The 25,283-nt window shown below is 58.0% G+C and carries 25 protein-coding genes; 9 read left to right on the forward strand and 16 right to left on the reverse strand.

What is annotated here, in order from left to right; genetic code table 11:
* Positions 1-98 precede the first annotated feature (98 nt).
* The gene (locus tag BK662_RS24570) at positions 99-590 is read left to right on the forward strand and encodes a GNAT family N-acetyltransferase (RefSeq protein WP_123359601.1); all 492 of its coding nucleotides are present in this window, start codon (positions 99-101) and stop codon (positions 588-590) included.
* A 185-nt stretch (positions 591-775) separates the two neighbouring features.
* On the opposite strand, the gene BK662_RS24575 is transcribed toward BK662_RS24570, so the two are convergent.
* Positions 776-2,521, reverse strand: a complete 1,746-nt coding sequence (locus tag BK662_RS24575) for a phosphoethanolamine transferase CptA (protein ID WP_123359600.1) — start codon at positions 2,519-2,521, stop codon at positions 776-778.
* Positions 2,522-2,717: 196 nt separating this feature from the next.
* Positions 2,718-2,900: a DUF6026 family protein gene (locus BK662_RS24580; RefSeq protein WP_123359599.1), complete on the reverse strand. Its 183-nt coding sequence runs from the start codon at positions 2,898-2,900 to the stop codon at positions 2,718-2,720.
* Between the two features lie 272 nt (positions 2,901-3,172).
* Between BK662_RS24580 and gnd the strand changes: the two genes are divergently transcribed.
* The 3 genes from gnd to BK662_RS24595 are packed head-to-tail and all read left to right on the forward strand — an operon-like array spanning position 3,173 to position 6,490.
* Positions 3,173-4,153 carry a phosphogluconate dehydrogenase (NAD(+)-dependent, decarboxylating) gene (gene gnd / locus BK662_RS24585; RefSeq protein ID WP_123359598.1) on the forward strand — a complete coding sequence of 327 codons (981 nt, stop codon included), beginning with the start codon at positions 3,173-3,175 and terminating at the stop codon, positions 4,151-4,153.
* Positions 4,150-5,676 carry a glucose-6-phosphate dehydrogenase gene (zwf, locus tag BK662_RS24590; protein WP_123359597.1) on the forward strand — a complete coding sequence of 509 codons (1,527 nt, stop codon included), beginning with the start codon at positions 4,150-4,152 and terminating at the stop codon, positions 5,674-5,676. The genes gnd and zwf overlap by 4 nt, the downstream gene beginning before the upstream one ends.
* Complete coding sequence (locus tag BK662_RS24595; RefSeq protein ID WP_123359596.1) at positions 5,669-6,490, forward strand: HAD family hydrolase; 822 nt, start codon at positions 5,669-5,671, stop codon at positions 6,488-6,490. The genes zwf and BK662_RS24595 overlap by 8 nt, the downstream gene beginning before the upstream one ends.
* A 131-nt stretch (positions 6,491-6,621) precedes the next feature.
* Here BK662_RS24595 and nhaB read toward each other — a convergent pair whose 3' ends face one another.
* The 3 genes from nhaB to BK662_RS24615 all read right to left on the reverse strand — a co-directional run bounded on the left by nhaB (position 6,622) and on the right by BK662_RS24615 (position 10,042).
* Complete coding sequence (gene nhaB / locus BK662_RS24605; RefSeq protein WP_123359595.1) at positions 6,622-8,124, reverse strand: sodium/proton antiporter NhaB; 1,503 nt, start codon at positions 8,122-8,124, stop codon at positions 6,622-6,624.
* A 78-nt stretch (positions 8,125-8,202) separates the two neighbouring features.
* On the reverse strand, positions 8,203-9,492 hold the full coding sequence (locus BK662_RS24610) for an NHL repeat-containing protein (protein ID WP_123359594.1): 1,290 nt from the start codon (positions 9,490-9,492) through the stop codon (positions 8,203-8,205).
* Positions 9,493-9,775: 283 nt separating this feature from the next.
* A complete protein-coding gene (locus BK662_RS24615) occupies positions 9,776-10,042 on the reverse strand; it encodes a hypothetical protein (RefSeq protein ID WP_123359593.1) in 267 nt (88 codons plus the stop codon).
* A 343-nt stretch (positions 10,043-10,385) separates the two neighbouring features.
* On the opposite strand from BK662_RS24615, the gene BK662_RS24620 reads away from it, so the two are divergent.
* Complete coding sequence (locus BK662_RS24620; RefSeq protein WP_123359592.1) at positions 10,386-11,711, forward strand: sigma-54 dependent transcriptional regulator; 1,326 nt, start codon at positions 10,386-10,388, stop codon at positions 11,709-11,711.
* Positions 11,712-11,780: 69 nt separating this feature from the next.
* Here the strand turns inward: BK662_RS24620 and fapF are convergent, their stop codons facing one another.
* The 9 genes from fapF to BK662_RS24670 all read right to left on the reverse strand — a co-directional run bounded on the left by fapF (position 11,781) and on the right by BK662_RS24670 (position 20,489).
* Complete coding sequence (gene fapF, locus BK662_RS24625; RefSeq protein ID WP_123359591.1) at positions 11,781-13,061, reverse strand: fibril amyloid transporter FapF; 1,281 nt, start codon at positions 13,059-13,061, stop codon at positions 11,781-11,783.
* A gap of 46 nt (positions 13,062-13,107) precedes the next feature.
* Positions 13,108-13,845, reverse strand: a complete 738-nt coding sequence (fapE, locus tag BK662_RS24630) for a fibril amyloid subunit FapE (protein WP_123359590.1) — start codon at positions 13,843-13,845, stop codon at positions 13,108-13,110.
* 32 nt (positions 13,846-13,877) lie between these two features.
* Entirely contained in the window at positions 13,878-14,558 is a 681-nt protein-coding gene (gene fapD / locus BK662_RS24635) for a fibril amyloid maturation endopeptidase FapD (RefSeq protein WP_123359589.1), read from the reverse strand.
* A 62-nt stretch (positions 14,559-14,620) separates the two neighbouring features.
* Positions 14,621-15,994: an amyloid-like fimbrin subunit FapC gene (fapC, locus tag BK662_RS24640; protein WP_123359588.1), complete on the reverse strand. Its 1,374-nt coding sequence runs from the start codon at positions 15,992-15,994 to the stop codon at positions 14,621-14,623.
* Positions 15,995-16,045: 51 nt separating this feature from the next.
* Entirely contained in the window at positions 16,046-16,618 is a 573-nt protein-coding gene (gene fapB, locus BK662_RS24645; protein WP_123359587.1) for a fibril amyloid subunit FapB, read from the reverse strand.
* A 1-nt stretch (position 16,619) separates the two neighbouring features.
* Complete coding sequence (gene fapA, locus BK662_RS24650; RefSeq protein WP_123359586.1) at positions 16,620-17,057, reverse strand: functional amyloid chaperone FapA; 438 nt, start codon at positions 17,055-17,057, stop codon at positions 16,620-16,622.
* Positions 17,058-17,558: 501 nt separating this feature from the next.
* Positions 17,559-18,083 carry an AAA family ATPase gene (locus tag BK662_RS24660; protein ID WP_123359585.1) on the reverse strand — a complete coding sequence of 175 codons (525 nt, stop codon included), beginning with the start codon at positions 18,081-18,083 and terminating at the stop codon, positions 17,559-17,561.
* Positions 18,080-18,643 carry a nicotinamide riboside transporter PnuC gene (gene pnuC, locus BK662_RS24665; RefSeq protein ID WP_123359584.1) on the reverse strand — a complete coding sequence of 188 codons (564 nt, stop codon included), beginning with the start codon at positions 18,641-18,643 and terminating at the stop codon, positions 18,080-18,082. The genes BK662_RS24660 and pnuC overlap by 4 nt, the downstream gene beginning before the upstream one ends.
* A 211-nt stretch (positions 18,644-18,854) precedes the next feature.
* The gene (locus BK662_RS24670; protein ID WP_123359583.1) at positions 18,855-20,489 is read right to left on the reverse strand and encodes a methyl-accepting chemotaxis protein; all 1,635 of its coding nucleotides are present in this window, start codon (positions 20,487-20,489) and stop codon (positions 18,855-18,857) included.
* A 292-nt stretch (positions 20,490-20,781) separates the two neighbouring features.
* Between BK662_RS24670 and BK662_RS24675 the strand changes: the two genes are divergently transcribed.
* The gene (locus BK662_RS24675; protein ID WP_123359582.1) at positions 20,782-21,612 is read left to right on the forward strand and encodes an undecaprenyl-diphosphate phosphatase; all 831 of its coding nucleotides are present in this window, start codon (positions 20,782-20,784) and stop codon (positions 21,610-21,612) included.
* Positions 21,609-22,040 carry a DUF1294 domain-containing protein gene (locus BK662_RS24680; RefSeq protein ID WP_123359581.1) on the forward strand — a complete coding sequence of 144 codons (432 nt, stop codon included), beginning with the start codon at positions 21,609-21,611 and terminating at the stop codon, positions 22,038-22,040. The genes BK662_RS24675 and BK662_RS24680 overlap by 4 nt, the downstream gene beginning before the upstream one ends.
* Before the next feature lie 6 nt (positions 22,041-22,046).
* On the opposite strand, the gene BK662_RS24685 is transcribed toward BK662_RS24680, so the two are convergent.
* Positions 22,047-22,406, reverse strand: a complete 360-nt coding sequence (locus BK662_RS24685) for an MmcQ/YjbR family DNA-binding protein (RefSeq protein WP_123359580.1) — start codon at positions 22,404-22,406, stop codon at positions 22,047-22,049.
* The gene (locus BK662_RS24690) at positions 22,403-23,311 is read right to left on the reverse strand and encodes a LysR substrate-binding domain-containing protein (RefSeq protein WP_123359579.1); all 909 of its coding nucleotides are present in this window, start codon (positions 23,309-23,311) and stop codon (positions 22,403-22,405) included. Before BK662_RS24690 ends, BK662_RS24685 begins: the two co-directional genes overlap by 4 nt.
* Positions 23,312-23,440: 129 nt before the next feature.
* Here BK662_RS24690 and BK662_RS24695 point away from each other — a divergent pair, with 129 nt between their 5' ends.
* Both BK662_RS24695 and BK662_RS24700 read left to right on the forward strand, forming a co-directional pair.
* The gene (locus BK662_RS24695) at positions 23,441-24,052 is read left to right on the forward strand and encodes an FMN-dependent NADH-azoreductase (protein WP_038983429.1); all 612 of its coding nucleotides are present in this window, start codon (positions 23,441-23,443) and stop codon (positions 24,050-24,052) included.
* A gap of 170 nt (positions 24,053-24,222) precedes the next feature.
* Entirely contained in the window at positions 24,223-25,260 is a 1,038-nt protein-coding gene (locus tag BK662_RS24700; protein WP_123359578.1) for an alpha/beta hydrolase family protein, read from the forward strand.
* The last annotated feature ends 23 nt before the right edge of the window (positions 25,261-25,283 follow it).

Below are 25,283 nucleotides of genomic sequence, written 5' to 3' on the forward strand. Positions count from 1 at the left end.
GGATCTAGTTGTCGGCACCCCGGGACTCGCGATAAGGTCGCTGGACCTTTCAGCGCGCAAGAGGCGAACTGGGGCAACTTGTGTGATTGAGGGTGGAAATGGAATCCGCAGTAATTCTTGTGCTTCAGGCCAGCTACACCAACCCGGTGCATGCCGAGGCGATTTGTCTTGTATTGAACCACTACGCCGAAGACCCGATGGGTGGCGGTCACCCGTTATCCGCCGATAGATTGCAACAACTGCCTGGGGAACTGGCCAAACGTCCGCATGCCTTCAGCGTACTGGCGTTTGTCGGCGGCGAGCCGGCAGGGCTGGTCAACTGCTTTGAAGGTTTTTCGACCTTTGCCTGCCGGCCGCTGGTCAACGTACACGACGTGGCGGTAGTGTCGAAGTTTCGCGGGATGGGGCTGAGTCAGAAGATGCTGCACAAAGTCGAGGACATCGCACGCCAGCGCGGCTGCTGCAAGATCACCCTGGAAGTACTGGAAGGTAATGCGGTGGCTCAGGGGGCCTATGGCAAATTCGGTTTTTCGCCAGGCATGTTCGACCCGGCGCACGGGCGGATGCTGTTCTGGATCAAAACGCTTTAATTTGCAATCCACAATCTTGTGGGAGCGGGCTTGTGTGGCGAGGGAGCTTGCTCCCGTTGGGTCGCGCAGCGACCCCGGCATTTCAAAGTTAAACCGCATGTAAAGGGTTTACGACTGCTTCGCAGCCGAGCGGGAGCAAGCTCCCTCGCCACGCAAGCCCGCTCCAACAGGATCCGCGCCAAAAACTACTGCTGAACAACTGCCGGCGTGACAGGCGTGCTCTTGGGTTTCATCAGGCTGAAGTCGATCAACGGCCGCTGCTGACGCTCATAAGGATCGCCGATCATCAACGGCCGTGACTTGAAGCTGTCGCTGACCAGGCTTTTGCTGCGGTCCAGTTCATCGAAACTCAGGCCTGCCAGATCCGCCCAGGTGTGAATCAGCTGAGAACTGCTGTATGGCCGTCCGAGATCACCGGCAAAATTCCAGTCATGGGTTTCTCGCCATTTCGGCGATGCCCAAGCCATGAATGGAATGGTGTACATCGGTGCCGTCGGCTTGCTCTCATTGCGGCCCAGGGTATTGTGGCCAGCGGAGTCGAAAACATCTTCGCCGTGGTCGGAGAGGTACAGCAGGAAGCCGTTCGGATCAGTCTTGGCGTAGTCCTTGATCAGGCTCGACACCACGAAGTCGTTGTACAGCACGGCGTTGTCATAGCTGTTGTACGTCGGCACCTGATCGTCACGCACGCCGTCCGGAACACCTTTGCGGTCGGTGAACTTGTTGAACGTCGACGGGTAACGGTATTGGTAGCTCATGTGCGTGCCGAGCAGATGCACAACGATCAGCTTGCGTGGGGCCGCATCGGCCAGCGCCTTGTTGAACGGCTCGATCACATCGCCATCGTACTGGGCGGCATTCTGGTTACGGTTATTGTTCAGGTACACCTGCTCATCGGCCTGCTGGGAGAACGTTGTGAGCATGGTGTTGCGCTTGGTCATGGTCTGCTGGTTGGTGATCCAGAAGGTCTTGTAACCGGCCTGTTTCATCATGCTGACCACCGACGGTGTGGACAGGTAGAGGTCGGGGTTTTCTTCGTCGGCGAAGGTCAGTACCTGCTGCAACGCTTCGATGGTATAGGGGCGCGGGGTAATGACGTTATCGAAAACCGCCAGTTGATCCTTGAGCTTGTCCAGCTCGGGGGTGGTTTCCCGTGGGTAACCGTACAGGCTCATGCGCTGACGGTTGGTGGACTCGCCGATCACCAGCACCAGAGTCGCCGGCTGATTGGCCATCGCATCGGTGAGGTTCTTGAGCGGTGCAATCTTGCTGGCGCTGTCGAGCATGGCTTGCATGCCGGCCAGGGTATTGAGGTAACGGTGATAGGCCACGGCCATCTGCCACGGCACCGCGGGCTCGATGCGAGTTTCGAATTTCTCGAAGCCGCCCGCCAGGCTGCCGGTGTGCGCGGTCTGCTTGATCAGCGGGTAACCGACCACGGCCAGCAGAATCGCCATCGCTGCGATCAGCGCCTGGCCACGAGGCAGGTACACCGGACGCAGGCGGGTCCAGAGCAAATACGCGAACGCGGTGTGGGCGAGGAAAGCCAGCACCATCCACCAGGCAAAATACTGGGTCATGTACTCGCCGGCTTCAGACACGTTCGATTCGAACATGATGAAGATGACGCTCTGGGAAAATTCCTGCTGATAGATGAAGAAATAACCGAGGCTGGCCATCGAACAGGCCCACAGCACCACGCCGATCAGCGCGGCCATCACGCGTGTTTGCCTAGGGAACAACAGCATCGGCGCGAGCCAGATGGCACTCATCACAAAGGCCTGGCGGAACCCGGTAAAACCGGAGGTGCCCGTCAGTTGAATCAGCAGTTGGGTAATGCCCGAAAAATACCAGAAGAACAGAAATAACCAGAGAAATCCTGCCCAATCAAAACCTTTCGCAGACGTTTTGCTGCGTTTAAACAAAGCCATTAGCACTCCAGCCTGATAATTACTTCGGCCGTCGCACTCTCCCTGTCGCAGACGAACGGATGCCGCACGGATACCGAACGGCCACAATGAGCCGAAGTATCGACAAGAAGGTGTGAAAACTTTGTGAGTTGCCGGAGCAGGCAGGGTTGCAGCGAGTCGGAAACAGCGGCGGCTGTTTCCGATTCAAACGAGGGGGTCAGGCGTGGGGAGCACGTTGGGTGACAGGCCAGGGCTGAACCTCATTGCCTTGGGTCAGCAGGCGCAATTGCGCGACTTCCCGCTTCAATTGGTCACGCTCATCTTTCAACTGGCGCAGTTCATCGCGACGGATCGTGACGTAAAGGGTTTGTGCTGGCAGTGCTGTGTGTACGGTGCCCATTGCTCACCTCGCAAATGGCTGTCTCAACTGTAAGTTCGCTCCCTGGATCAGGTGCTCTCTTACTATCGGCGCCAATTTTGATTTCTTTTGCCCTCGAAGGGAACTTTTTTATTTTTCATGGTCGTTGTGTCTTCGGCACGATTCCCGACGTTATCAGTCTGGATCGGGCACAATGCCCGGAAACTTCATCCCGCCGCTCTGGACTAACCCTCATTAGTCGCGTTGGGCTATAACCTTTGACACACTTTATTTGTAGTAGGGAGCATCAGTACATGCAACTCGGGATTATTGGACTGGGCCGCATGGGCGGCAATATTGCGCGGCGCCTGATGCTCAACGGACATACCACCGTTGTTTACGACCGCAATACCGCCTTTGTCGACACCCTGGCTGAAGCAGGCGCCACCGGTGTTGCCGACTTGCCAGCCCTGGTCGCTGGCCTGGCCAAACCACGCGCGGTGTGGGTCATGCTGCCCGCCGGCGCACCGACCGAAGACACCATCGACACCCTGAGCACCTTGCTCGACGCTGGCGATACCATCATCGACGGCGGCAACACCTTCTATAAGGACGACATCCGCCGGGCCAAAACCTTGTCGGAAAAAGGCCTGCACTACATCGACGTCGGCACCTCCGGCGGCGTCTGGGGCCTGGAGCGTGGTTATTGCATGATGATCGGCGGCGATGCCGAGACTGTTAAGCGTCTTGACCCGCTGTTCGAATCCCTGGCCCCGGGCCTGGGCGACATCCCGCGCACCAAGGACCGCAAGTCCGATGACGATCGCGCCGAGCGCGGTTATATCCACGCAGGCCCGGCCGGTTCTGGCCACTTCGTGAAAATGATCCACAACGGCATCGAATACGGAATGATGCAGGCCTTCGCCGAAGGCTTCGACATCCTCAAGACCAAAGCCAGCACCAACCTGCCGGAAGACCAGCGTTTCGACCTGAACGTCGCCGACATCGCCGAAGTCTGGCGTCGTGGCAGCGTGGTGTCGTCCTGGCTGCTCGACCTGACCGCCGATGCCCTGGCCAGCGACCCGAAACTTGACGGTTACTCGGGCTCGGTGGCTGACAGCGGTGAAGGTCGCTGGACCATCGAAGCCGCGATGGAGCAATCGGTGCCTGTACCGGTGCTGTCGAACTCGCTGTTCTCGCGCTACCGTTCGCGCGGGCAAGGCACCTTTGGCGACAAGATTCTCTCTGCCCAGCGCTTCGGCTTCGGCGGCCACGTGGAGACTTCGAAAAAATGACCCATGTGATCCGCAGGAAATCCAAGGCAGAACCCGCACCGCCTACCACGCTGTTTCTGTTCGGTGCCCATGGTGATCTGGTCAAGCGCCTGCTGATGCCGGCGCTGTACAACCTGAGTCGCGACGGTTTGCTGGGAAATGGACTGCGGATCATCGGCGTTGATCACAACGCCATCAGTGACGAAGCCTTCGCCAAAAAACTCGAAGATTTCATTCGGGCGGAAGTGGCGACCAAGGTCGGCAAGGGCGATCAAGCCCTTGATCCGGCCTTGTGGGCCAAACTGGCCAAGCACATCAGTTACGTCCAGGGCGACTTCCTCGACGAACGCACCTATGAAGCGCTGGCGGCGAAAATCGCCGCCAGCGGAACTGGCAATGCGATTTTCTATCTGGCTACCGCGCCGCGCTTTTTCAGCGAAGTGGTGCGGCGTCTCGGTGCTGCCGGATTGCTCCAGGAAACCCCCGAAGCATTCAGAAGGGTGGTGATCGAAAAACCTTTTGGCTCCGATCTGCACACCGCCGAAGCCTTGAACGCGTGCTTGCTAAAAGTGATGACGGAAAAGCAGATCTACCGGATCGATCACTATCTGGGCAAGGAAACCGTGCAGAACATTCTGGTCAGCCGGTTCTCCAACAGCCTGTTCGAAGCCTTCTGGAACAACCATTACATCGACCACGTGCAAATCACCGCCGCCGAAACCGTCGGCGTGGAAACCCGTGGCAGTTTTTATGAGGTCACCGGCGCCCTGCGGGACATGGTGCCCAATCACCTGTTCCAATTATTGGCGATGGTGGCCATGGAACCACCGGCCGCTTTTGGCGCCGATGCGGTACGCGGCGAAAAAGCCAAAGTCGTCGGCGCCATCCGCCCCTGGTCGACCGAGGAAGCGCGAGCCAACTCGGTGCGCGGCCAATACACCGCCGGCCAGATCGATGACGAGCCGCTGCCCGGTTATCGCCAGGAAGCCAACGTGGCGCCCGACAGCACGACCGAAACCTATGTCGCGCTCAAAGTCATGATCGACAACTGGCGCTGGGTCGGCGTGCCGTTCTACCTGCGCACCGGCAAGCGCATGAGCGCGCGCGACACCGAGATTGTCATTTGCTTCAAGCCTGCGCCGTACGCGCAGTTTCGCGACACCGAGGTCGACGAGTTGCAGCCGACCTATCTGCGGATCCAGATTCAACCCAACGAAGGCATGTGGTTCGACCTGCTGGCCAAGCGGCCGGGGCCGGCGTTGAACATGGCCAATATCGAACTGGGCTTTGCCTACAAGGATTTCTTCGAGATGCAGCCGTCCACTGGCTATGAAACCTTGATCTACGACTGCCTGACTGGCGATCAGACGCTGTTTCAGCGTGCCGACAACATCGAGAATGGCTGGCGCGCCGTGCAGCCATTCCTCGACGCCTGGGAGCAGGACGCAACGGTGGAGAACTATGCGGCCGGCGAAGACGGACCACAGACCGCTGACGAGTTGCTGACCCGCGACGGCCGTGTTTGGCACAGCGTCGGTGAGTGACGTAACGCAACAACCCATCCGTTTTCTGCTCAGTGACATGGACGGCACTTTACTGCTCCCTGATCACAGCCTCAGTCAGCGCACGATCGAAGCAGTCCGCGCCTTGCGCGAGGCCGGTGTGCTGTTCAGCCTGGCGACCGGGCGACCGCCCAAAGCCATGTTGCAGCAGATCGAAGCCCTGGGTATCGATCTGCCGACGGCGGCCTTCAATGGCGGCACAATCGTCAACCCGGACGGCAGTTTGCTGGTGGCGCATTATTTGCCGGTCACGGCAGCGTTGACGGCGTTGACGCTGTTTGCCGATCAGCCGGACATTGAAGTCTGGGTGTTCAGTGGTGGCGACTGGCTGCTGAAAGATGCGTATGGCCCGATGGTCCCGCGAGAGCAGCACGGCCTGGGTTATCCGCCGGTGGTGGTCGAGAGTTTTGAGCCTCACCTGGCACGCATCGACAAAATCGTCGCGGCCAGCAACAACGCCGAACTGTTGATCGAACTGGAAGCGCAGTTGCTGCCCAAGGTCGAAGGGCAGGCGCAGGTTTCGCGCTCGCAACCGATCTATCTGGACGTGACGGCGATGCTGGCGAACAAGGGCGAGGCATTGGCGACACTGGCCGAGTTTCTCGGGGTGCCGCTGGAACAGACCGCCGCCATGGGTGACGGCGGCAATGACCCGGCGATGTTTCATAGCGCCGGGTTGTCGATCGCCATGGGGCAGGCGGAGGAGGCGGTGAAGCGTCAGGCCGACGTGGTGACCGGGGCCAATACCGAAGACGGTGCGGCCCAGGCGATTGAGAAGTACATCCTTCCTCGATAACGACACAAAACCAATGTGGGAGCGGCGGTGCGACGATTCGACTTGCTCGCGAAGAGGCCGTCACATTCAACATTGTTGTTGAATGACACATCGCCTTCGCGAGCAAGCCCGCTCCCACATTTTGTTCAGCGTTACAGCCAGTAACTCACCGCATACCAGCCCAACACGCCCATCACCACGGTGTAAGGCAGCGCCATCCACACCATTCGCCCATACGACAAGCGAATCAGCGGTGCAATCGCCGAGGTCAGCAGGAACAGGAACGCCGCCTGACCATTGGGTGTCGCCACGCTTGGCAGGTTGGTGCCGGTATTGATCGCAATGGCCAGGGTTTCAAAGTGCTCGCGGCTCATGTGGCCGGAGATGAAAGCCTGTTTCACTTCGGTGATGTAAATGGTCGCCACGAACACATTGTCGCTAATGGCCGACAACAAGCCATTGGCAATAAACAACATGCCCGGCTGTTGATCTGCCGGCAGCGCCAGCACCCACTGGATCAGCGGCGTGAACAGTTGCTGATCATGAATCACCGCCACCACTGCGAAAAACACCACCAACAGCGCCGTGAACGGCATCGCATCCCTGAACGCGTTGCCAATACGGTGTTCGTCAGTAATGCCGGTGAACGCAGTGATCAGCACGATCACCATCAAACCGATCAGGCCGACTTCGGCGACGTGAAACGCGAGGCCGGCAATCAGAATCAGCGCCGCCACCCCTTGAACCAGCAACGCAGCGCGCTGACGTGCAGTGCGTTCGGCGTTGTCTTCGGCGGCGTAGTTGGCCAGCACCGTACGCACGTTGTCTGGCAGCAGCGTGCCATAGCCGAACCAGCGCAGTTTCTCCAGCAGCACGCAAGTCACCAGGCCGGCTGCCAGCACCGGCAGCGACACCGGGGCGATCTTCAAAAAGAAATCGGCGAAGTGCCACCCCATCTCATGGCCGATCAGCAGGTTCTGCGGCTCGCCAACCAGCGTGCACACGCCACCCAACGCCGTGCCCACAGCACCGTGCATCAGCAGGCTGCGCAGGAAAGCGCGGAACTGTTCGAGGTCGGCATGGTGGAGTGTGGGCAGGTGCCGGTCATCGCTGATTTCGCTGTCTTGACGCGGGTCGTTGCCCGAGGCGACGCGGTGATACACCGTATAGAACCCCACTGATGCACTGATAATCACTGCCGTCACGGTCAGCGCATCGAGAAACGCCGACAGAAACGCTGACAGGAAACAGAACATCAATGCCAGCAGGGCCTTGGAGCGAACCCCCAACAACAGGCGCGAAAACAGGAACAGCAGCAGGTCTTTCATGAAGTAGATGCCTGCCACCATAAACATCAGCAGCAGGATCACCGGAAAGTTGTGCACCAGCTCATCATAGAGAGCCTGGGGTGTGGTCATTTTCAGCAGCAGCGCTTCGACCAGTAGCAAGCCACCGGGCATGAGCGGGTAACACTTGAGCGCCATGGCCAGGGTGAAGATGAACTCCAGCACCAATAACCAGCCGGCCGCCACCGGTCCGACCGTCCACAACACCAGGGCGTTGAGAATCAGGAAGCCGACAATGCTCGCCTTGTACCAACGAGGTGAGTGCCCGAGAAAGTTGTGCGCGAAGGCCTGGGCCATTGAACCGGACATCGGCTACTCCTTGTATTAAGAAGCGCGCAACTTGCCGTAAGAAGAACAGAAGATCAAGTGCAGGAAAATGACGTTGGCCTAACACTGATAACGCGCGACGATCGCGCGGCAGTTTCCGTCCAGTGAGTAGCCGCCTATGACAATGCAGCCGTCGGCCTGAATCGCCAATGAAGTAGCGGTATGCGAACCGCGACCCAGGCGTGTGCGACACCAGCCAATGCCCTTGGCAAAACTGCGATCCAGCTGCCCACTGGGTAAATATCGGGCAAAAATGAAATCGGCTTCGATCCCGCCGACCATCGATCCAACTGTCAGCACACGTCCATCCGGTTGAGTCTCGGCGGCGGTCCAGCGGCAACTGCTGCGGCCGACGCCTAAAAGCTTTGGCTTGCCACCGTTGCAATGAATATCGGGTCGGCCATTACTGTGAACTTTCAGAGACAGGCAGAGCATCGGGTCGCGACTGCTGCCAAAACAATGCAAGTCACCATTTTCATGCTGGACGATCTGGTTGATCTGAGCGCTGTGCTCCCGTGCCTTGAAGGTCATGAAACCATCCACGGCGAAGCTGTCATCCAGTCGGCCGTCCGGGTGATAGCGCGCCAGCAGACCTTCCTCGGGAAAATTGATTGAGCCACTCACCAGGATCCGACCATCGCGTTGCACCATCAGGCTGCTGAGCCAGGTGTTCATCAACAAGTGCCGAACCATGACGAAGCCGCGACCGTTGAAGCTGTCGTCCAGCGAGCCGTCGGCGTTGAGTCGTATCAGCATGCCGACGTGATCGGTCGGTTCGAAGTAATGATTGGCCAGCAGCAGGATTCGACCGTCGTCCTGCACGCAGACATCACAGGCTTCGGCGCTCGGCACGCCGGGCGGTAACCAGGCGTCGCGAGCACCCAGGGAAAGATTACCCGCAAGGCGCACCACGCAACGTCCATTGTCGCCAAAACCCTGGACCGGGCAGCCTTGCTGATCAAACATCGCCAGGGCGGGAAGCGTACGGTGAGCATTCTCGTAGTGCAGGCCGGCCACCAGAATGTGCCCGTTGGGCAATGCCCGTACCTTGCCAGCCATGGCCTCGAAGCCGAGTGCGAACTGGCCGCTGATGCTGCCTTTTTTGCCGAATTCCAGATCCGCCGAACCATCTGCAAGCAGGCGGGCCAGGCCAAAGCGTTGGCCGCCCGGCGTACCGACCTTTGCCGCCACCAACAACCGGCCGACGTGGTCAATCGCAACCCCATTGGTCATGCTGGAGAGACTGCCGGCGAAATACACTTGAGTCTTGCCGGTGCCAGCGAAATTCGTATCGAGCCGTTCGGCACCATTCACGGTTGCAGGTAAGGCAAAAGCAGTCTGGGGTGACATGCATGCATCTCCTTGCCAGCCGTCCTTAATCCGGTTCCCGGATGGCGACTGCCTGAGCAAAACATTCAACCCCTGAATGACTCGGCGCACAACTGTTTTCATGAGCTGGAGGAAGCGCGTTTTGTGCCAGAACAATGTCTTTTCGAACCATTGCCAAGCCTGCCAAGTAATATGGCGGGTTAGAAGTTAAAACAGGTGAGTGGTGTCGCGCATTGACTGTAGAAAATCGTCAACTAAGAGGAAGTGGGGGCGCGGATTGCCGGGCGGCAATCCGCGAAAACGCTTAGTGCGGCATGGACCACGATTGCAGTGTGTAACCTTCCTGGCTCAACTCGGCACGGGCTTCTTCCAGCACGTGTTCGAGTTGCGCTGGATCGGAATAGGCACTGCTTGGAATTTGTTTACGGCCGATACGAGTACTAGTGCGATCGATGATAGTCAGGCTGAGCTCGCCATTACCGTCTTGTGGTGCCCAGGCCACGCATTGAAAGGGTTGGAATGCGCGGTCGGCAATCAAAAGTGCTTCGTTGATACGGAGCGGGGCGTTCATGGGGTTTTCTCTCTGTATGCCCAATCAAGTGATATGCCGTCGGTTGGGCTTACCGTTCGGCTGGTTACTTGTACTGATGCCCGCAAGTGGGGGTTGGGTCACACACAATCAAAAGAAATTTCAACTTTCTTTGATTGATTCGATATTCAGGCTGTTTCTGAAAGCTGAATGAAAGGTTCAACTCGTTAGGTAACTAACCAATTGATTTCTTATAACTAATAAGCAAACAGCCCTATAAGCAATCGATACAAGCCTGCGTCAAAATCTTGCTAGTGTTACAACGAAGCCCGCCAAATGACTGTTTTTAATAATATTTCCTAAAATTTGGCGTCAAGGAACAGTCATGATCGAAGCGCCTGCCTTGCGACGTCTTTTAGTAGTGGATCCTTGCGACGACTGCCACCGTCTGTTGCCGGGTTTACGCGCCGTGGGTTGGGATGTTGATAGCTGTACCCTGGAAAACGCCACCGAACGAACCTGCGATGTCGGCCTGTTCCGATTGCAGCCCTTTCATCTGGAGCGCCCGGAAGCCGTCAAGGAATTGATCAGCCGTAGCGGTACCGAGTGGATTGCGGTGCTGAATCAAGAAGTCCTGCGACTGCAAAATGTCGGGGACTTCGTCTGCGAATGGTTTTTTGACTTCCATACCCTGCCGTTCGATGTTTCACGGGTTCAGGTCACCTTGGGCCGCGCCTTCGGCATGGCGCGCCTGCGCGGCCAAGGCACGGTTCATATCGATCAGCCTGAACACGAACTGCTCGGCGACAGCAAACCGATTCGCGAACTGCGCAAACTGCTGAGCAAACTGGCACCCACCGAATCCCCGGTGCTGATCCGCGGCGAAAGCGGGACCGGCAAAGAATTGGTCGCTCGCACCCTGCATCGACAATCCCAGCGTCACAGCAAACCGTTCGTGGCGATCAACTGCGGCGCGATTCCCGAACACTTGATCCAGTCCGAACTGTTTGGCCACGAGAAGGGGGCCTTTACCGGCGCTCATCAGCGTAAGGTCGGACGGATCGAGGCGGCCAACGGCGGAACGCTGTTTCTCGATGAAATCGGTGATCTCCCCCTCGAACTGCAAGCCAATCTGCTGCGCTTCCTGCAGGAAAAACACATTGAGCGTGTAGGGGGGCACCAGCCTATTCCGGTGGATGTGCGGGTATTGGCGGCAACGCACGTCGACCTTGAAGCGGCCATTGAGAAGAAACTCTTTCGCGAAGATCTGTATTACCGTTTGAATGTCTTGCAAGTCATCACCGTGCCGCTGCGTGAACGCCATGGCGATCTCTCGATGCTGGCCAACCACTTTTCCCATTTCTACAGCCAGGAAACCGGCCGTCGTCCTCGCAGCTTCAGCGAGGACGCGCTGATCGCCATGGGCAAGCACGACTGGCCGGGCAATGTCCGTGAGTTAGCCAACCGGGTACGGCGCGGGCTGGTTCTGGCCGAAGGACGGCAGATCGAGGCGCGAGACCTGGGGTTGATCAGTCAACACATCACCGCTACGCCGATGGGCACCCTTGAAGACTACAAGACCCGCGCCGAGCGTCAGGCGCTGTGCGATGTGTTGAACCGGCACAGCGATAACCTGAGCGTCGCCGCCAGAGTCCTGGGCGTGTCGCGGCCGACTTTTTACCGATTGCTGCATAAGCACCAAATCCGCTAGGGCGCGGTGAAACGAAGAGGCCCGCTGCGACATTCATCGCAGCGGGCCTTTTCCATAGGGGGAAAACGGTTAGAAGTAGTACGGGAATTTCAGGCTGAAGGAAAAGTCTGGCGAGTCGTCGGTCAGGCCGATGGCCAGGTTGGGAACGATCGTCAGGTTATCGGTTGCTGCCAGGGTCATGCCGATGTTGAAGTTGGCCGAGTTGTAATCGCTGTTGGAAATCGATTGCCAATCGCCACCGTCCGGCTTGATCTTGCTCTTGCGGGCGAACTGATCGGTGAACGAGAACGACATACTCATCTTCTCGTTCAAGGCGAATGCAATGCCGGCGCCGACCTGCCAGGAATCGCCCAGTTTCACGTCCCCGGGCACCTTGGAGTTGACCTGAGGGCTGATGTCGCTGAAAGAGTCTTCCATGTTGTAGGTGTAGGCCAGGCTGCCGAACAGCACGGCCGGGTCGAAGCTCTTGACCAGCGAGAGCCCCGGGGTGATCGACCAGACACCATTGCCGGTAGGCAAGTCCTCGGGTACCGAGAGGTTATCGTTGTTCGGGTCATTGACCAGCTTGATGCCGTAAGGGTCCTTACCGGTCGGCGCCTTGAGGCGCAGTGTAAAGACCGCGTCGGGCAGATTGGCCGACTCATCCAGAAACTTGTAGGCAACGCCAAAGTTCACATCGCCGATGGTCGGGTCGCGGGTAACGGTTGCGTCCGACGTCACCGGTCCTGCGCCACCGGCGCCACCGGAGGAATACGTTGATTCGCGATAAACCACGGGGACATTGATGTCGAACTGCCAACGTTGTGCCACGTTGTAGCGGGCGGTCAGGTCCAGGGTCCAGTTATCCGCCTTGATACGGTCGAGGTTGATGTTACCGAGGAAAATTGCGTCCAGTGCCAGGAAGCCATTGAGTACCAATGCACGGGTATCGTAGTGCGTATAGGTCAGGCCGGTTTCGACGCTGAACTTGCCGCCACCGAAGAAGCCGCTGGCTTCGTCATACAGGTTGGAAACGCTTTGCGCAGGCTCCGAATCCTCCTGGAGCGATTGGCCGTATGAACTGCCCGTGGTTCCCGGCGCACCGGCGGCCACCGTCTGACCACTCCTGGGCGTTTCTGCGGGGGATTTGGTCAGGCGTTTGGGAGCAGGAGTCGCAGGTGCTTCTTCGACTTGGCGAACGCGTTGCTCGAGTACCATCAGCGCGTTCTGTTGTACTTCGTAACGCTGTTTCAACTCCATGAGTTCTTGTTTTAGTGCTTCAACCTGGGGGTCCGTTGCTGCGTATAGCAGTGTGGTCGGGGCCAGGCTACTCAAACAAACGATAGCTCTGAACGTCAACGATCGGTGCATGGGTTAGCCGTCCCTTCTGACTACATCGGGTGACACTGAGCGTAGATCAGAATCCTTGAGTGCGAAGACCTTTGAGCTGGTCCAGGTTGCCGCTCAGCGACCCGGTTGTCGCATTGTCACGCAGCACGACATTGAAGGATGTGAGGTTGTTGACCTGGTTACCACCGCCGAGCAAAGTCGTGTTCTGCATCAGCCCGCCCTGGGCCAGGCGTTGTACGGTACTGCCCTGGTTGTTGTTGCCCACGATGTTGAGTTGCACACCCGTGCCGGTCGAGGAAACGCTCAACGAGCCCGCGCCATTGGCGCCGACCAACGTCGAGCCTGCGGCCAACGCCTGGCCCTGCTGTTGCGTTGCTGGCGCTTGGCTAGCTTTTGTGACGTTGATTTCAACGTTGTTGTAGGCAGTGTTATGGTCGCCGGCAGCACGCACGACTTGAGTGACGCCTTCGGTGCTGTTGAGGCCGCTGCCGCCAGTGACGGTACCGGTGCCTTGCGAACGCGCTGAGCCATCACCTTTTTCGTTGATCATCGACACATAGAACTGTGGCTTGATGGTTGATTGTTGAATTTGCATCGAGGACGTTGCCCCGATCACTTCACCGTTGGCATTTTGCCAAGTGCTGGTCATGACAATGCCGAAACTGATGACCCGCCCCGGCATGACATAGCGGCCGCGCAGGGTCGCCAATTCCTGATCCTTCAGTTCAATGGGTTTGAATGTCTGTGCCTGGGTCGGCAGGCTGGCGGCCAGGCAAACCACGACCAGCCACATTGGAGTCTTCATTGGATGCTCCCGGAGCGTCGTGCTCCTTGTCATTAGAAGAAGTCGCTTTGGATGAATCCGAAATCCATCAACTCTGCGTCTCGCACCGGGGCGAAGGTGTTGATGCGGTTTTTGGCGGTCAGTGGCAGGGGTGGGTCGAGCAACGCATTGGTTTTGTCGTAGCCCTGACCGATGACGGCAAAGATGATGCCGTTCCAGCCTTTTACAAAGTCGTCGACTTTGTAGCGTTTATGACCGAGTACCGGATCTCCGATATAGACCCAGCCCTTATGGACTCTTTGCATGACCACAAAATGTTTGTAACCACGGATATCCATGAGTACCACCACCGGAATTCTGATTTCGCTCAGCATTTGCGGCGCTACCCGGTAGCCACGGGCCCGCATGCCGATACTTTCCACGTAACGCTTCATGTCGAGCATGGAGAAGCCCTGGACGCGGACAAGATCTTGATCGGAGTGTGACAGCATGCCTTCGATGATCTGTTCTTCATTCACGTCCAGCCAATAGGCTTGGCGCAATATGGTCGCCAGCGCAGCGGCGCCGCAACTGAAGTCGGTTTTCTGTTGCACCAGGTCGGCAAATTTACGCTCGCGCATGCTCTGGATCGGCTTATACACCACCGCGCCGCCCGGCAGGACGGAAAGCGGCATTTGTGCAGCCTCGCTCACGCAGGCCACGCAAAGCAAAAATGCCAAGGCGATAATGCGCATGGTAGGACGCCTTCTGGTTGTGTTGAAACAGGCCCCCGTAAGGGGGCCTCCAGAGACAGCAATTAGAATGAGTTGTTGGAAATGGCCAGCGAGTTGCTTTGTTGGTTACCCACACCGGCAGCCACGTTGACGCCCAGGTTGCCACTGCCACCATTCACCGAACCGTTCAGGGCCGCAGTGTTGGTCACAGGGTTTGCCCAGCCAGTTGGAGTCAGCACTTGATAGGAATAGGTGTTGCTCAAATCATATGAGCTGCTTTCACTGTAGCTTTTCGCTTTGTCGTACGCAGATTCGGACGATTTACTGCCCGATTTTTCGTACGAGGAGGCGGACGATTTATCGTACGATTTATCGTACGATCTGTCGTACGAGGAATCGCGCGATCTGTCGTACGAAGAGTCGCGCGATCTGTCGTACGATCTGTCTCTCGATGCGTCAAGCGTTGCGTCAATCGATGCGTTAAGCGATGCGTCGGCAGTCCTGCTGCGGGTGCGATCGCCATTGCCATTATTGAAGGTAACGGAACTGGCAGCCGCTGCATTAGCGTCCAAAGTAGCGTTCAAGGAAGCACTCAAAGAAGCACTCGAAGAACCGCTCGCAGTACTGCTGTTAGAGCCGCTCGCATTACTGCTATTAGAACCACTTATATCAACGCTTTTGGAACCGCTGGCATCAAAGCTCCTGGAACCGCTCGCGTCCCAGCTAGAAGAAGCGCTTTTACTGCCGCTAGCCTCGGATGACTTATCGCGAGAGAAACTACCGCTGGCCGAGTTGCTGACTGTCATCGTATCCAGGCGATACGTCCGATCGGCGTTGTTATTCACTACCAGGCCAGGACCTTGTTGATCGGCAGAGGCGGTGGCTGTTGCGTTACCAAGTGGGGCATTGGTGTTGGCAATTGCCATGGTGTTTTTCTGTTGGTTAAGGTCGCCACCAGCAATGTTGATACCCATATTACCGCTGCCGCCATTACCCGATCCGCCCATCACGGCAGAGGCTGTGCTGCCGAAGTTGTTGACCCTGTTATTGTTGCTGTATTGCGTGACGTCGGCGGTGGCTGTGGCAGTGCCGAACACGAAGCTGTTGTCTTGACTGGAGTTTGAGGCAGCATTGGCGATAGCGGACGCGTTGTCTTGTTGGTTGCCGCTACCTGCTGCCACGTTGACGCCGACGTTGCCGCTGGCGCCTGTGGCAGAGCTGGTCATTTCAGCTTCGTTGACAGTCCCTTCGTTACGGATGCGGTTGCCGGTACTGCTCTGGTTATCCCACGCATTGGCAGTCGCATAGACAGGGATCTTTGTTGGAGGAGGGGTGTGATGGCCGTTGTTGTGGCCATGGTGGTGGTCATTGTCACGCCAATCGTTCGCTTGTACAGCAACAGCCATGACCGCAGCAATTGCGAAAACCAGAGGCTTTAGTGCCATCGAAGGTTTCATGGTGATTCTCCGTACTTATTTTAGGTTAAGTGTTGTTTCTACCTGTTTGGGTCAATCCGAGACCCGTACGCTCAGGGTATTGGCCGTTCGGTTTCCCACCCCGGCGCTCTGATTCAACTGGATCACCCCACGGCTACCGGTGAAGGCCTGATCGCTGGTAGCGACCTGGCGATTGCCTGGTGCAGAGTCAGTTGGATCGGAGTTGTTGATCAGCGCCACGTTCTGCTGCATGAGGACGCTGTCGTCGATACTTTGCGGCTGTGTGCTGATGCTTATCCGCAGGGCATTGGCTTGCTGGTTGCTGGCGCCCGCGCTCTGGTTGACGCCCAGTACGCCGTTGCCGTGGCTGAAGGAGTCGCCTTGAATGCTGGATCGAGCATCGATCCTGGGGTCGACCTGCGTACGCAACCGTTGGCGAATCTGTGTGGTAGCACTGGCGTTGTTGCCAACGGCGATGGCTCGGGCGTTGGCCTGTTGCTGCTGATCGCCCGCAGCCTGGTTGACCGAGAGGTTGCCTTGGTGCTGCATGCCCGAACCGTCGATTTCGGCGTTATTGATGACGGGAGGTTGGGCAAAGGTCGATGCACTGCAAAACATGGCAATCATCAGCAGCGTACGATTCATCTCAACGGTCTCCCGTTACAACTCTCAGAGCACCCAGGCCTTGCTGGATGTTGGAATTGACCATATTGGAAATACCGTTACCCGAATTGCCCGAACGTCCAGCGGGGAGGTTGGAAAGCTGGGTCTGATTGGTGAGATTGCCGCCCAGGTTATTGGTGTTTTGAGTGACCAGGCGGGAGATACCTGCACCACTGGCGACGTTGGCAAAGTCGCCGTCGCTCAACTCATTCGTTTGCCTGAGGATTTGTTTGGACGGGTTGGCATTGGCGGTCGTGGGGCTAGGGTCGGGAGCCACCGGCGGACGCGTTGCCATGCGCGGTTGGACATCACGTTTGATAATAATGATGCCGTTGTCGGCCTGTACGGGCAGGCTGAAACTTGAGCCCAGTGCGCATCCGATCAGTAGGAGGCTATAGATGCTGTTATCAAATGTCCCCACGGCGGCAATTCCTTCTTTGTTGTGGGCTGGTCCTAAATCAGCGTTGTGAAGGAGTGAGCGAAAGCTGTGCCGGTTTTTGATTATTGTTTTGATTCAGAGGGTTATCGATCAAGGCGAGTGGATCGATGGAGGGTGCTGTTTCAGGTCTGAGACAACCGCCGGGGCGGCAATGTGATAAAGGATCGCAAACACTCTGGATCCAAGCTTTGTGCGGGGATGTATCGGCGCTTTAACACATCGCATGACAAGACGATGACCAGCGTTGAAACGGGCTGTTTGAGAGGGGACGCGTGTTTCAGAAACGGACGTATTTGCAAAAATTTTGCAACAAATGCTGGAGGAGAGTGCCAGTAAGTTAAGCCCAATCCCTTGTGGGAGCGAGCCTGCTCGCGATAGCGGTCTGACCGTCAACATAGATGTTGAATGTGAAGGCCCAATCGCGAGCAGGCTCGCTCCCACAGGTCCCGCCTTGGCATGGGGTATTGGCCCAAATAGGGCAGATCAGTGTTCGAGCAGTAACGCGACGGCTTGCAATGCCCGAAGCCGGCGTTCGGTCCAATCACCCTCAAGCACTTGAACAGGCTGTCGATGCTGCTCCAGCCACGCCTGAGTGGCGCTGAAAAAAGCCCGGCGTTCATCCAGTTCGGGCTGACAACGCTGACCGTCATCGGTCCAGTCGACCTGTTCGGGCGACAGCAGCAAGTGCAAGTCGTAGTGCCGAGCCAGCAGCGCCTGTTCGAGCCAGGTAGGGCAATCGCCAAACAGGGTCTGGCTCCAGAGCATGTTGCTCAGCAGGTGAGTGTCGAGAATCAGCAACGGCGGCCCAAGGGCGCGAGCATCATCCTCCCATTGCAGCTGACCGCGAGCAATTTCAGGAATATCGTCCGGGCAGGTGTCTCGCGCCTCCTGCTCGATGAACCAGCGCACGTATTCGCCTACCAGAGCACCGCCGAATTGCTGTTGCAGTTCGGCGGCCAGCCAGCTCTTGCCGCTGGATTCAGGCCCCGTGAGTACCAGCACTTTCATGTGCGCAACGCCGGGTCGGCGCGCCATGTCCGCCAGCCATGCACCGCCAGCAACGCGAATACCCCATAGAGGCCGGCGGTCAGGTACAGCGCTTTATAGATGAAGAGACCAACAAAGATGATGTCCAGCGCGAGCCACAGGGGCCAGCATTGCAGACGTTTTTGCGCCATCCATAATTGCGCCACGAGGCTGAAACCGGTCAACGCCGCATCAAGCCAAGGCTGGGCGGCATCGGTCCAGTGAGCCATTGCGGCGCCCAGCAACAAACTGCCGGCTGCGCCCACGGCCAGACCGAGCGCGATGGATTTTCCATCGAGCAGGCTGACCTGCCGCCTACCATGAGTCGCGGTCCCCTGAGTCCACTGCCACCAGCCGTAGAGCTGCAACGCGGCGTAGATCACTTGCAGCAACATGTCCGAATACAGCTTCACCTCGAAAAAAATCCAGCTATACAGCAGCACCATGACCAGGCCGATCGGCCAGCACCAAGGGTTCTGTTTGACCGTCAACCAGACGGCAATCACGCCGAGGGCGGCAGCAAACAGTTCAAGCCCGGACATGGGAGTTCCTTGGTGTCGTAAAAATGAGGGGGGCGAATTGTACCCGGAAAAATCGCGTCATCGTTCATCGCGAGCAGGCTCGCTCCCACAGGAGATCTTTAGAGGACACAGGCTTTGTGTTCGACAACGATCCAACGTGGGAGCGAGCCTGCTCGCGATGGGGGCGACTGGTGTTCCGGGCTGGCCGGGCCAGTTGCCCCTACTGAATTGATCAGACCCGAAATTGCTTCAGCAACCCGTTCAACTGTTCGCTCAGTTCCTTGAGGTGAACGCTGGCCACGCTTGACTGTTCGGCCGCCAGTGCCGTGCTGTGGGACAACCCGGCTGCCTGGGTGACGTTCTGATTGATGTCTTCCACCACATGGGCCTGTTGCAAGGTCGCACTGGCAATCGAAGCGTTCAACCCGTTGAGGTTGCGCAAGGCCTGGCCGATGGCATTCAGGCTGGCGCCCGCCAGGCCGGCCTGTTCGATAGTCAGCTGCGACGCACGGCTGCTGTCGCCAATCACCTTGACCGCCGCTTCGGAATGGCTTTGAAGGCGTTCGATCATCGACTGGATTTCCGCCGTGGACTTCTGGGTGCGCTGGGCCAGCAGCCGCACTTCATCGGCGACCACCGCAAACCCGCGACCTTGCTCGCCGGCCCGGGCAGCTTCAATGGCGGCGTTGAGGGCGAGCAGGTTGGTTTGCTCGGCGATGGAGCGGATCACTTCCAGAACGCTGCCGATTTGTGTGCTTTCGGCGGCCAGCGTACGAATCACTTCGACGGCTTGATCGATGGTCGACGACAGCTTGTCGATCTGCTGCAGGCTGCCGTCGATATTGACCTGCCCCTGTTGCGCCTGAGACTCGGCATTGCGCATTTCGCTGGCCGCGTGCTCGGCGTTTTTGGCCACATCCTGCACGCCGTAGGTCACTTCGTTGATCGCGGTTGCCACCAGTTCCATTTGTTGGGATTGCTGTTGGCTGCGTTGCTGGGCTTGCGCGGCATCGTTGCCCAGTTCGCTGGAAGACTGACCCAACGCGCTGGCGGAGGTTTGCAGCTGACTGATCACCAGGCGCAGTTTGGCGGTAAAGGCGTTGAAGTGCCGGGCCAGTTGCGTGACTTCGTCCTGGCCGTGGGTATCGAGGCTACGGGTCAGATCGCTTTCACCACTGGCGATGTTGGCCATGGCGTTCACGGTTTCCTGGAGCGGACGCACGATGCTGCGGGCAATCATGATCACCAGCAACGCCATGATCAGGGCGATCACCAGGCCCACGAAAGACGCCTTCCAGACCTGCGCATAAAACTCGGCCTGCATGTCATCGATGTATACGCCCGAACCAATCACCCAACCCCAGGGCTCGAACAGTTTGACGTAGGAGGTTTTTTCCACCGGCGCGCTGGCGCCCGGTTTCGGCCAGCGGTAATCGACCATGCCGGCACCCTTGGCCTTGGCGATGGCGACCATCTCGTTGAACAGCGCGAAACCGTCAGGGTCGCGGATCGTCGAGAGATTCTGACCTTCAAGTTTGGGATTGGTCGGGTGCATGACCATGACGGGCGTCAGATCATTGATCCAGAAATAATCGTTCTGGTCGTAGCGCAAACCGCGCACGGCAGTCAGTGCCTGTTTTTGCGCGGCGTCGCGAGTGAGGGTGCCGGCGGTTTCCAGGCTGTGGTAGTAGGTCAGGATGCCACTGGCCGTCTGCACCACATGCTGGGTTTTCTGAGCCTTGGCATGATAGAGGTCGTCGTGAATCTGCTTGAGCATCAACACGCCCAACGTCAATAGCATCACCACGGCTACGATCAAGATGAGCCACAAGCGTCGGCTGATCGACACACTGCGCAAGCTGTTCATAACGCTGTTACTCCGGTTTCTTGTTCTTGTAATAAACGATCGCCAGCATCCAACCACACTTTGCCGATCGGGCCTATGCGACTCAGGTCCTATTACGCGGCAGCGAAAACAGGGCGTGTCTGATAGGATTTCGGCCCCGCGCGAAAAAACCTGAGTTCCAGTTTGGTTTTCACGGAATTTTTACGGTTTTGTGGGGATCTTTGTGCGCGCGGGATGTCAGCTACGCTGATCGCAGTGAACGCTCAAAAAATATTAACGGGGCGTGCCTGGGGCATTGCTTCTTGGGGGATTGATGGATCTTTGGACGGCCTTTCAGGCATTGATTTTAGGCGTTGTAGAAGGGTTGACGGAGTTCTTGCCCATTTCCAGTACCGGGCACCAGATCATTGTGGCGGACTTGCTCAACTTTGGGGGCGAGCGGGCCATGGCCTTCAATATCATCATTCAGCTCGGGGCAATCCTGGCGGTGGTCTGGGAGTTTCGCCGCAAGATCTTCGACGTGGTCATCGGTTTGCCGACGCAGCCCAGCGCTCGACGCTTTACCGCGAACCTGTTGATTGCCTTCCTGCCGGCCGTGGTATTGGGGGTGATTTTCGCCGACTTGATTCACGAGTACCTGTTCAACCCGATTACCGTGGCCACCGCATTGGTCGTGGGCGGGATCGTCATGTTGTGGGCTGAACGCCGTCAACATGAAGTGCATGCTGAAAGTGTCGATGACATCACCTGGAAAGACGCCCTGAAAGTCGGCTTCGCCCAATGCCTGGCGATGATTCCGGGGACCTCGCGTTCCGGCTCGACGATCATTGGCGGTCTGCTGTTCGGGTTGTCGCGCAAGACGGCCACCGAGTTCTCATTCTTCCTCGCCATGCCAACCATGGTCGGCGCGGCGGTGTACTCGGGCTACAAATACCGCAACCTGTTTGTGCCGGCTGATTTTCCGGTGTTCGCCATTGGCTTCGTCACTGCGTTTATCTTTGCGATGATCGCCGTTCGGGGCTTGCTCAAATTTATCGCCAGCCACAGTTACGCGGCGTTCGCCTGGTATCGCATTGCGTTCGGTCTGGTGATCCTGGCCACCTGGCAGTTCGGCTGGGTCGACTGGACAGCAGTCAAGCCATGAACGATTCCAGTGCGCGCAACAACAACCCCGGACGCAAGTCCGGGGGCGCCATTCAGAACCTGCGGCTGAAACTGCTGGTGTTCGTTGCGCTGTGCGCAGTGCCGTTGTTTGGCTCGGTGTCGCTGTGGCTGCACGGGGTGTCGGTGATTCCCCTGGCGGCCTACGGCATCGTCAGCGTGCTGGCGTTTTTCCTGTACTGGAGCGACAAGCACAAGGCCCGCGCCGACAGTTGGCGCACGCCGGAGAATGTCTTGCACGCTGTGGAGCTGGCCGGCGGTTGGCCGGGTGCCTTGCTGGCCCAGCAAACGTTTCGGCACAAGACCCGCAAAGTCTCGTTTCAGTTGGTGTTCTGGCTCATCGTGCTGATGCATCAGGTGTTCTGGATCGATCAGCTGTTTCTGGGCGCTAATCTGTTTGCGCTGCTTTAAAGCACTTTAAAGCAGCAAGCCGACCTGCGTGCGCTTGGGCAACTTGCTCACCACCAGTTGGTGGGAACGTTGCAGCAAGCCTTGCAGTTCTTCGGTGCCCAGCGGGTAGGGCGTTTCCATGATGACCCACTGGGCCCGAGCCAGATACGGCGCCGGGTGAATGCCCGGCCGGTCGCAATGGCCCAGGAACAGGTCCTTGTCGACCTTGAAAGCCAGCGACTGTCCCCGCAGGTTCTGCAAGGCGAACATCTTGTTCCCGGCAATCGAAAACACCCGCACGCCACCCCACTTGTAATCCTCCCGCGCGCCGGGCAACGCCAGGCAGTATTGCGCGACATCCTCTTCGCTCATTAATCCCGCTTTCATAACAGTCTGTCCCCACAAGCATTGAATGATTCGATCAAATGGTCGATCCAGGCGCGCACGGCCGGCATCACCCCGCGTCGATGAGGGTAGACGGCTTGCAGCCAGCCGCCCGGCAATGACCAGTCGGGCAACAGTTGCACCAGCTCGCCGTTTTTCAGCTCCTGCTCGCAATGCATCATGGGCAGCATGGTAAAACCCTGGCCACTGAGGGTGCAGGCTTTGCGTACGATGAAATCGTCGATCCCCAATCGCGCTTCCAGGCTCAGATCATAGCTTTTACCTGTTTGATCAAGCATGCGGATATGCACCATGCGGTCGGCTTCCAGAGCGCCGAGAACGGGCAGGTTTTTCAGGTCTTCGGGATGATTGATTTCACGGCCGAGCAAAAATGCAGGGCTGGCAACCATCAGCATCTGAGCCTGACGCAGGCGGCGGGTGACCAGCAATGGATCTTCATCACCCAGATCCCGCACTCTCAAGGCGACGTCGACGCCCTCGTTGATCAAGTCAACCCGACGGTTGAGCAACATCATCTCCAGCTGAACCTGAGGGAATTTCTCCAGGAAGTGACTGATCACCCCAGGCAGAATTTCGTGGGCCAATCCGACGGGGCAGGACACTCGCAAGCGCCCTCGGGGTTCGCTGGACATGCTGGCCACCGCTTCGTCGGCCATCTCGGCTTCCAGCAGCATCGCCTGACAATGGCGCAAGTAACGCTCGCCCACGGCGGTCAGGTTGAGTTGGCGGGTGGTGCGTTGCAGCAGACGCGCTCCCAGGCGTTCTTCCAGCTCGGCGATGCGTCGCGACAACCGCGATTTGGGAATCCCCAACAAACGCCCGGCCGCTGCGAAACCACCGGCTTCGACCACCTTGGCGAAGTAGTAGAGGTCGTTGAGATCTTGCATGGTTTAAACTCGACTGTTCTATCAGTGGGACAAACTATCGCATTGTTACCGACTAATCATCTATTGGTTTCGTCGGTAGGATTGTCTCCATTAGATCGCCGGTGGCGATCCTCACCTTGGAGATCCCACATGAAATTACTGCATATCGATTCGAGCATTCTGGGTGACAACTCGGCTTCCCGTCAGCTGAGCGGCGAAGTCGTCAAAACCTGGCAAGCCGCCGAGCCTGGCGTTGTGGTGACTTACCGCGACCTGGCAGCCGACGCCATCAGCCATTTCTCCGCCACCACCCTGGTCGCCGCCGGCACCGCCGCTGAACTGCGCAACGCCGCGCAACAGCACGAAGCCGATCTGAGCGCGCAGGCCCTGGCCGAATTCCTCGCCGCCGATGCCGTTGTGATTGCCGCGCCGATGTACAACTTCACCATCCCGACCCAACTCAAGGCCTGGATCGACCGCATCGCCGTAGCCGGTCAGACTTTCCGCTACACCGAAGCCGGCCCTGAAGGCCTGTGTGGCGGCAAGAAAGTCGTGATCGTCTCGACTGCCGGCGGTCTGCATGCCGGTCAAGCAACCGGTGTTGCGCACGAAGATTATTTGAAAGTGCTGTTCGGTTTCCTCGGCATCACCGACATCGAGTTCGTCCGCGCCCATGGCCTGGCCTACGGTGATGAAGTGCGCACCAAAGCCATGAGCGACGCTCAGGCGCACATCAGCGAGCAATTGTTTGCTGCCGCATAAGGCTTGCGTAAAGTCGTAAACAGCTCGGGCAATACCCCTGAAACTCTGTATTCTGGTCATCGTGATGGCCAGGTACGGAGTTTTTTTGTTTCTGGCGGTTATCAGTCTCTGGCCCAGGTTATGCAGTCGAGGGTTAACATCTGCGGTCAGGTAATAAGGTGGGGCATCCCATGATGCGTCTTTGTGCAACGCTACTGATTTGTCTGCTGGGCAGCCTGAATTCAGTGCATGCCATGCCTGCGCCGCATCCTCACTGGAGCGTCGGTTTCCATGAGATGACGTTCCTTGATCCGCTGGACTTGCAGCCGATGCGCGCCATCGCCTTTTACCCGTCCAGTGAAAAGGAACATTCCAGCACGCTCGAGGGCTACTCGATCGAAGCCGGTGAAGACACCAAAGTCGCCATCGGACGTTTCCCGATGCTGATGCTGTCCCATGGCAACACCGGAACCCCGCTGGCCCTGCACGACCTCGCCACCTCATTGGCGCGCAAGGGTTTTGTGGTGGTGGCGGTGATCCATCCCGGCGACAACTCCAAAGACCACAGCCGCCTCGGCACCTTGAGCAACCTTTATGGTCGACCGATCCAGATTTCCGAAGCCATTACCGCGACCTTGGGCGACCGGATGCTTGCGCCGTTCGTCAATGCCGAGCAGGTTGGAGTGATTGGCTATTCGGCGGGCGGCGAGACCGCGTTGATCCTGTCCGGTGCCACCCCGGATCTGGATCGCCTGCGCCGTTATTGCCAGGAGCGCCCGGATGATCACGATGCCTGCAACACGCAAGGCGAACTGATCGTCGATCGTGATGACTTGCAGCCAGTGGCAGACCCGCGCGTGCATGCCTTGCTGCTGATGGCGCCGCTGAGCCTGAAGTTCGGCCGCCATACTCTGGCCGACGTGCATGTGCCGGTGCTGCTGTACAGCGGTGATGGCGACAAACTGGTGGCGTTCGACAAAAACGCCGCAGCGCTTGCGCGCAAACTGCCGACCGCACCGGACTTCAAATTGCTGGCCGGGGCAGGGCACTTCGTGTTCCTGGCGCCGTGCAACGAAGAACAGATCGCCGCCATGCCGGCACTATGCACCGATGCCGACGGCGTCGACCGCAAGGATATTCACCGCAACATGATTTCCGAAGCCGGACGGTTCTTCTCCCATGCCCTGGGCAAACCTACCCGCGCCGGCATGCAGACCGCAGATCAATAATGTCCCCGGAACCCTTGTGGGAG

The organism is Pseudomonas frederiksbergensis, assembly GCF_003732275.1.
In the GTDB taxonomy this organism is placed as follows: domain Bacteria; phylum Pseudomonadota; class Gammaproteobacteria; order Pseudomonadales; family Pseudomonadaceae; genus Aquipseudomonas; species Aquipseudomonas frederiksbergensis_H.

What these genes read in the sequence shown, in the direction of transcription:
- BK662_RS24570 (WP_123359601.1), top strand. Translation starts at nt 99, where the DNA reads ATGGAATCCGCAGTAATTCTTGTGCTTCAGGCCAGCTACACCAACCCG.
- BK662_RS24575 (WP_123359600.1), bottom strand. Translation starts at nt 2,521, where the DNA reads ATGGCTTTGTTTAAACGCAGCAAAACGTCTGCGAAAGGTTTTGATTGG.
- BK662_RS24580 (WP_123359599.1), bottom strand. Translation starts at nt 2,900, where the DNA reads ATGGGCACCGTACACACAGCACTGCCAGCACAAACCCTTTACGTCACG.
- gnd (WP_123359598.1), top strand. Translation starts at nt 3,173, where the DNA reads ATGCAACTCGGGATTATTGGACTGGGCCGCATGGGCGGCAATATTGCG.
- zwf (WP_123359597.1), top strand. Translation starts at nt 4,150, where the DNA reads ATGACCCATGTGATCCGCAGGAAATCCAAGGCAGAACCCGCACCGCCT.
- nhaB (WP_123359595.1), bottom strand. Translation starts at nt 8,124, where the DNA reads ATGTCCGGTTCAATGGCCCAGGCCTTCGCGCACAACTTTCTCGGGCAC.
- BK662_RS24610 (WP_123359594.1), bottom strand. Translation starts at nt 9,492, where the DNA reads ATGTCACCCCAGACTGCTTTTGCCTTACCTGCAACCGTGAATGGTGCC.
- BK662_RS24615 (WP_123359593.1), bottom strand. Translation starts at nt 10,042, where the DNA reads ATGAACGCCCCGCTCCGTATCAACGAAGCACTTTTGATTGCCGACCGC.
- BK662_RS24620 (WP_123359592.1), top strand. Translation starts at nt 10,386, where the DNA reads ATGATCGAAGCGCCTGCCTTGCGACGTCTTTTAGTAGTGGATCCTTGC.
- fapF (WP_123359591.1), bottom strand. Translation starts at nt 13,061, where the DNA reads ATGCACCGATCGTTGACGTTCAGAGCTATCGTTTGTTTGAGTAGCCTG.
- fapE (WP_123359590.1), bottom strand. Translation starts at nt 13,845, where the DNA reads ATGAAGACTCCAATGTGGCTGGTCGTGGTTTGCCTGGCCGCCAGCCTG.
- fapD (WP_123359589.1), bottom strand. Translation starts at nt 14,558, where the DNA reads ATGCGCATTATCGCCTTGGCATTTTTGCTTTGCGTGGCCTGCGTGAGC.
- fapC (WP_123359588.1), bottom strand. Translation starts at nt 15,994, where the DNA reads ATGAAACCTTCGATGGCACTAAAGCCTCTGGTTTTCGCAATTGCTGCG.
- fapB (WP_123359587.1), bottom strand. Translation starts at nt 16,618, where the DNA reads ATGAATCGTACGCTGCTGATGATTGCCATGTTTTGCAGTGCATCGACC.
- BK662_RS24660 (WP_123359585.1), bottom strand. Translation starts at nt 18,083, where the DNA reads ATGAAAGTGCTGGTACTCACGGGGCCTGAATCCAGCGGCAAGAGCTGG.
- pnuC (WP_123359584.1), bottom strand. Translation starts at nt 18,643, where the DNA reads ATGTCCGGGCTTGAACTGTTTGCTGCCGCCCTCGGCGTGATTGCCGTC.
- BK662_RS24670 (WP_123359583.1), bottom strand. Translation starts at nt 20,489, where the DNA reads ATGAACAGCTTGCGCAGTGTGTCGATCAGCCGACGCTTGTGGCTCATC.
- BK662_RS24675 (WP_123359582.1), top strand. Translation starts at nt 20,782, where the DNA reads ATGGATCTTTGGACGGCCTTTCAGGCATTGATTTTAGGCGTTGTAGAA.
- BK662_RS24680 (WP_123359581.1), top strand. Translation starts at nt 21,609, where the DNA reads ATGAACGATTCCAGTGCGCGCAACAACAACCCCGGACGCAAGTCCGGG.
- BK662_RS24685 (WP_123359580.1), bottom strand. Translation starts at nt 22,406, where the DNA reads ATGAAAGCGGGATTAATGAGCGAAGAGGATGTCGCGCAATACTGCCTG.
- BK662_RS24690 (WP_123359579.1), bottom strand. Translation starts at nt 23,311, where the DNA reads ATGCAAGATCTCAACGACCTCTACTACTTCGCCAAGGTGGTCGAAGCC.
- BK662_RS24695 (WP_038983429.1), top strand. Translation starts at nt 23,441, where the DNA reads ATGAAATTACTGCATATCGATTCGAGCATTCTGGGTGACAACTCGGCT.
- BK662_RS24700 (WP_123359578.1), top strand. Translation starts at nt 24,223, where the DNA reads ATGATGCGTCTTTGTGCAACGCTACTGATTTGTCTGCTGGGCAGCCTG.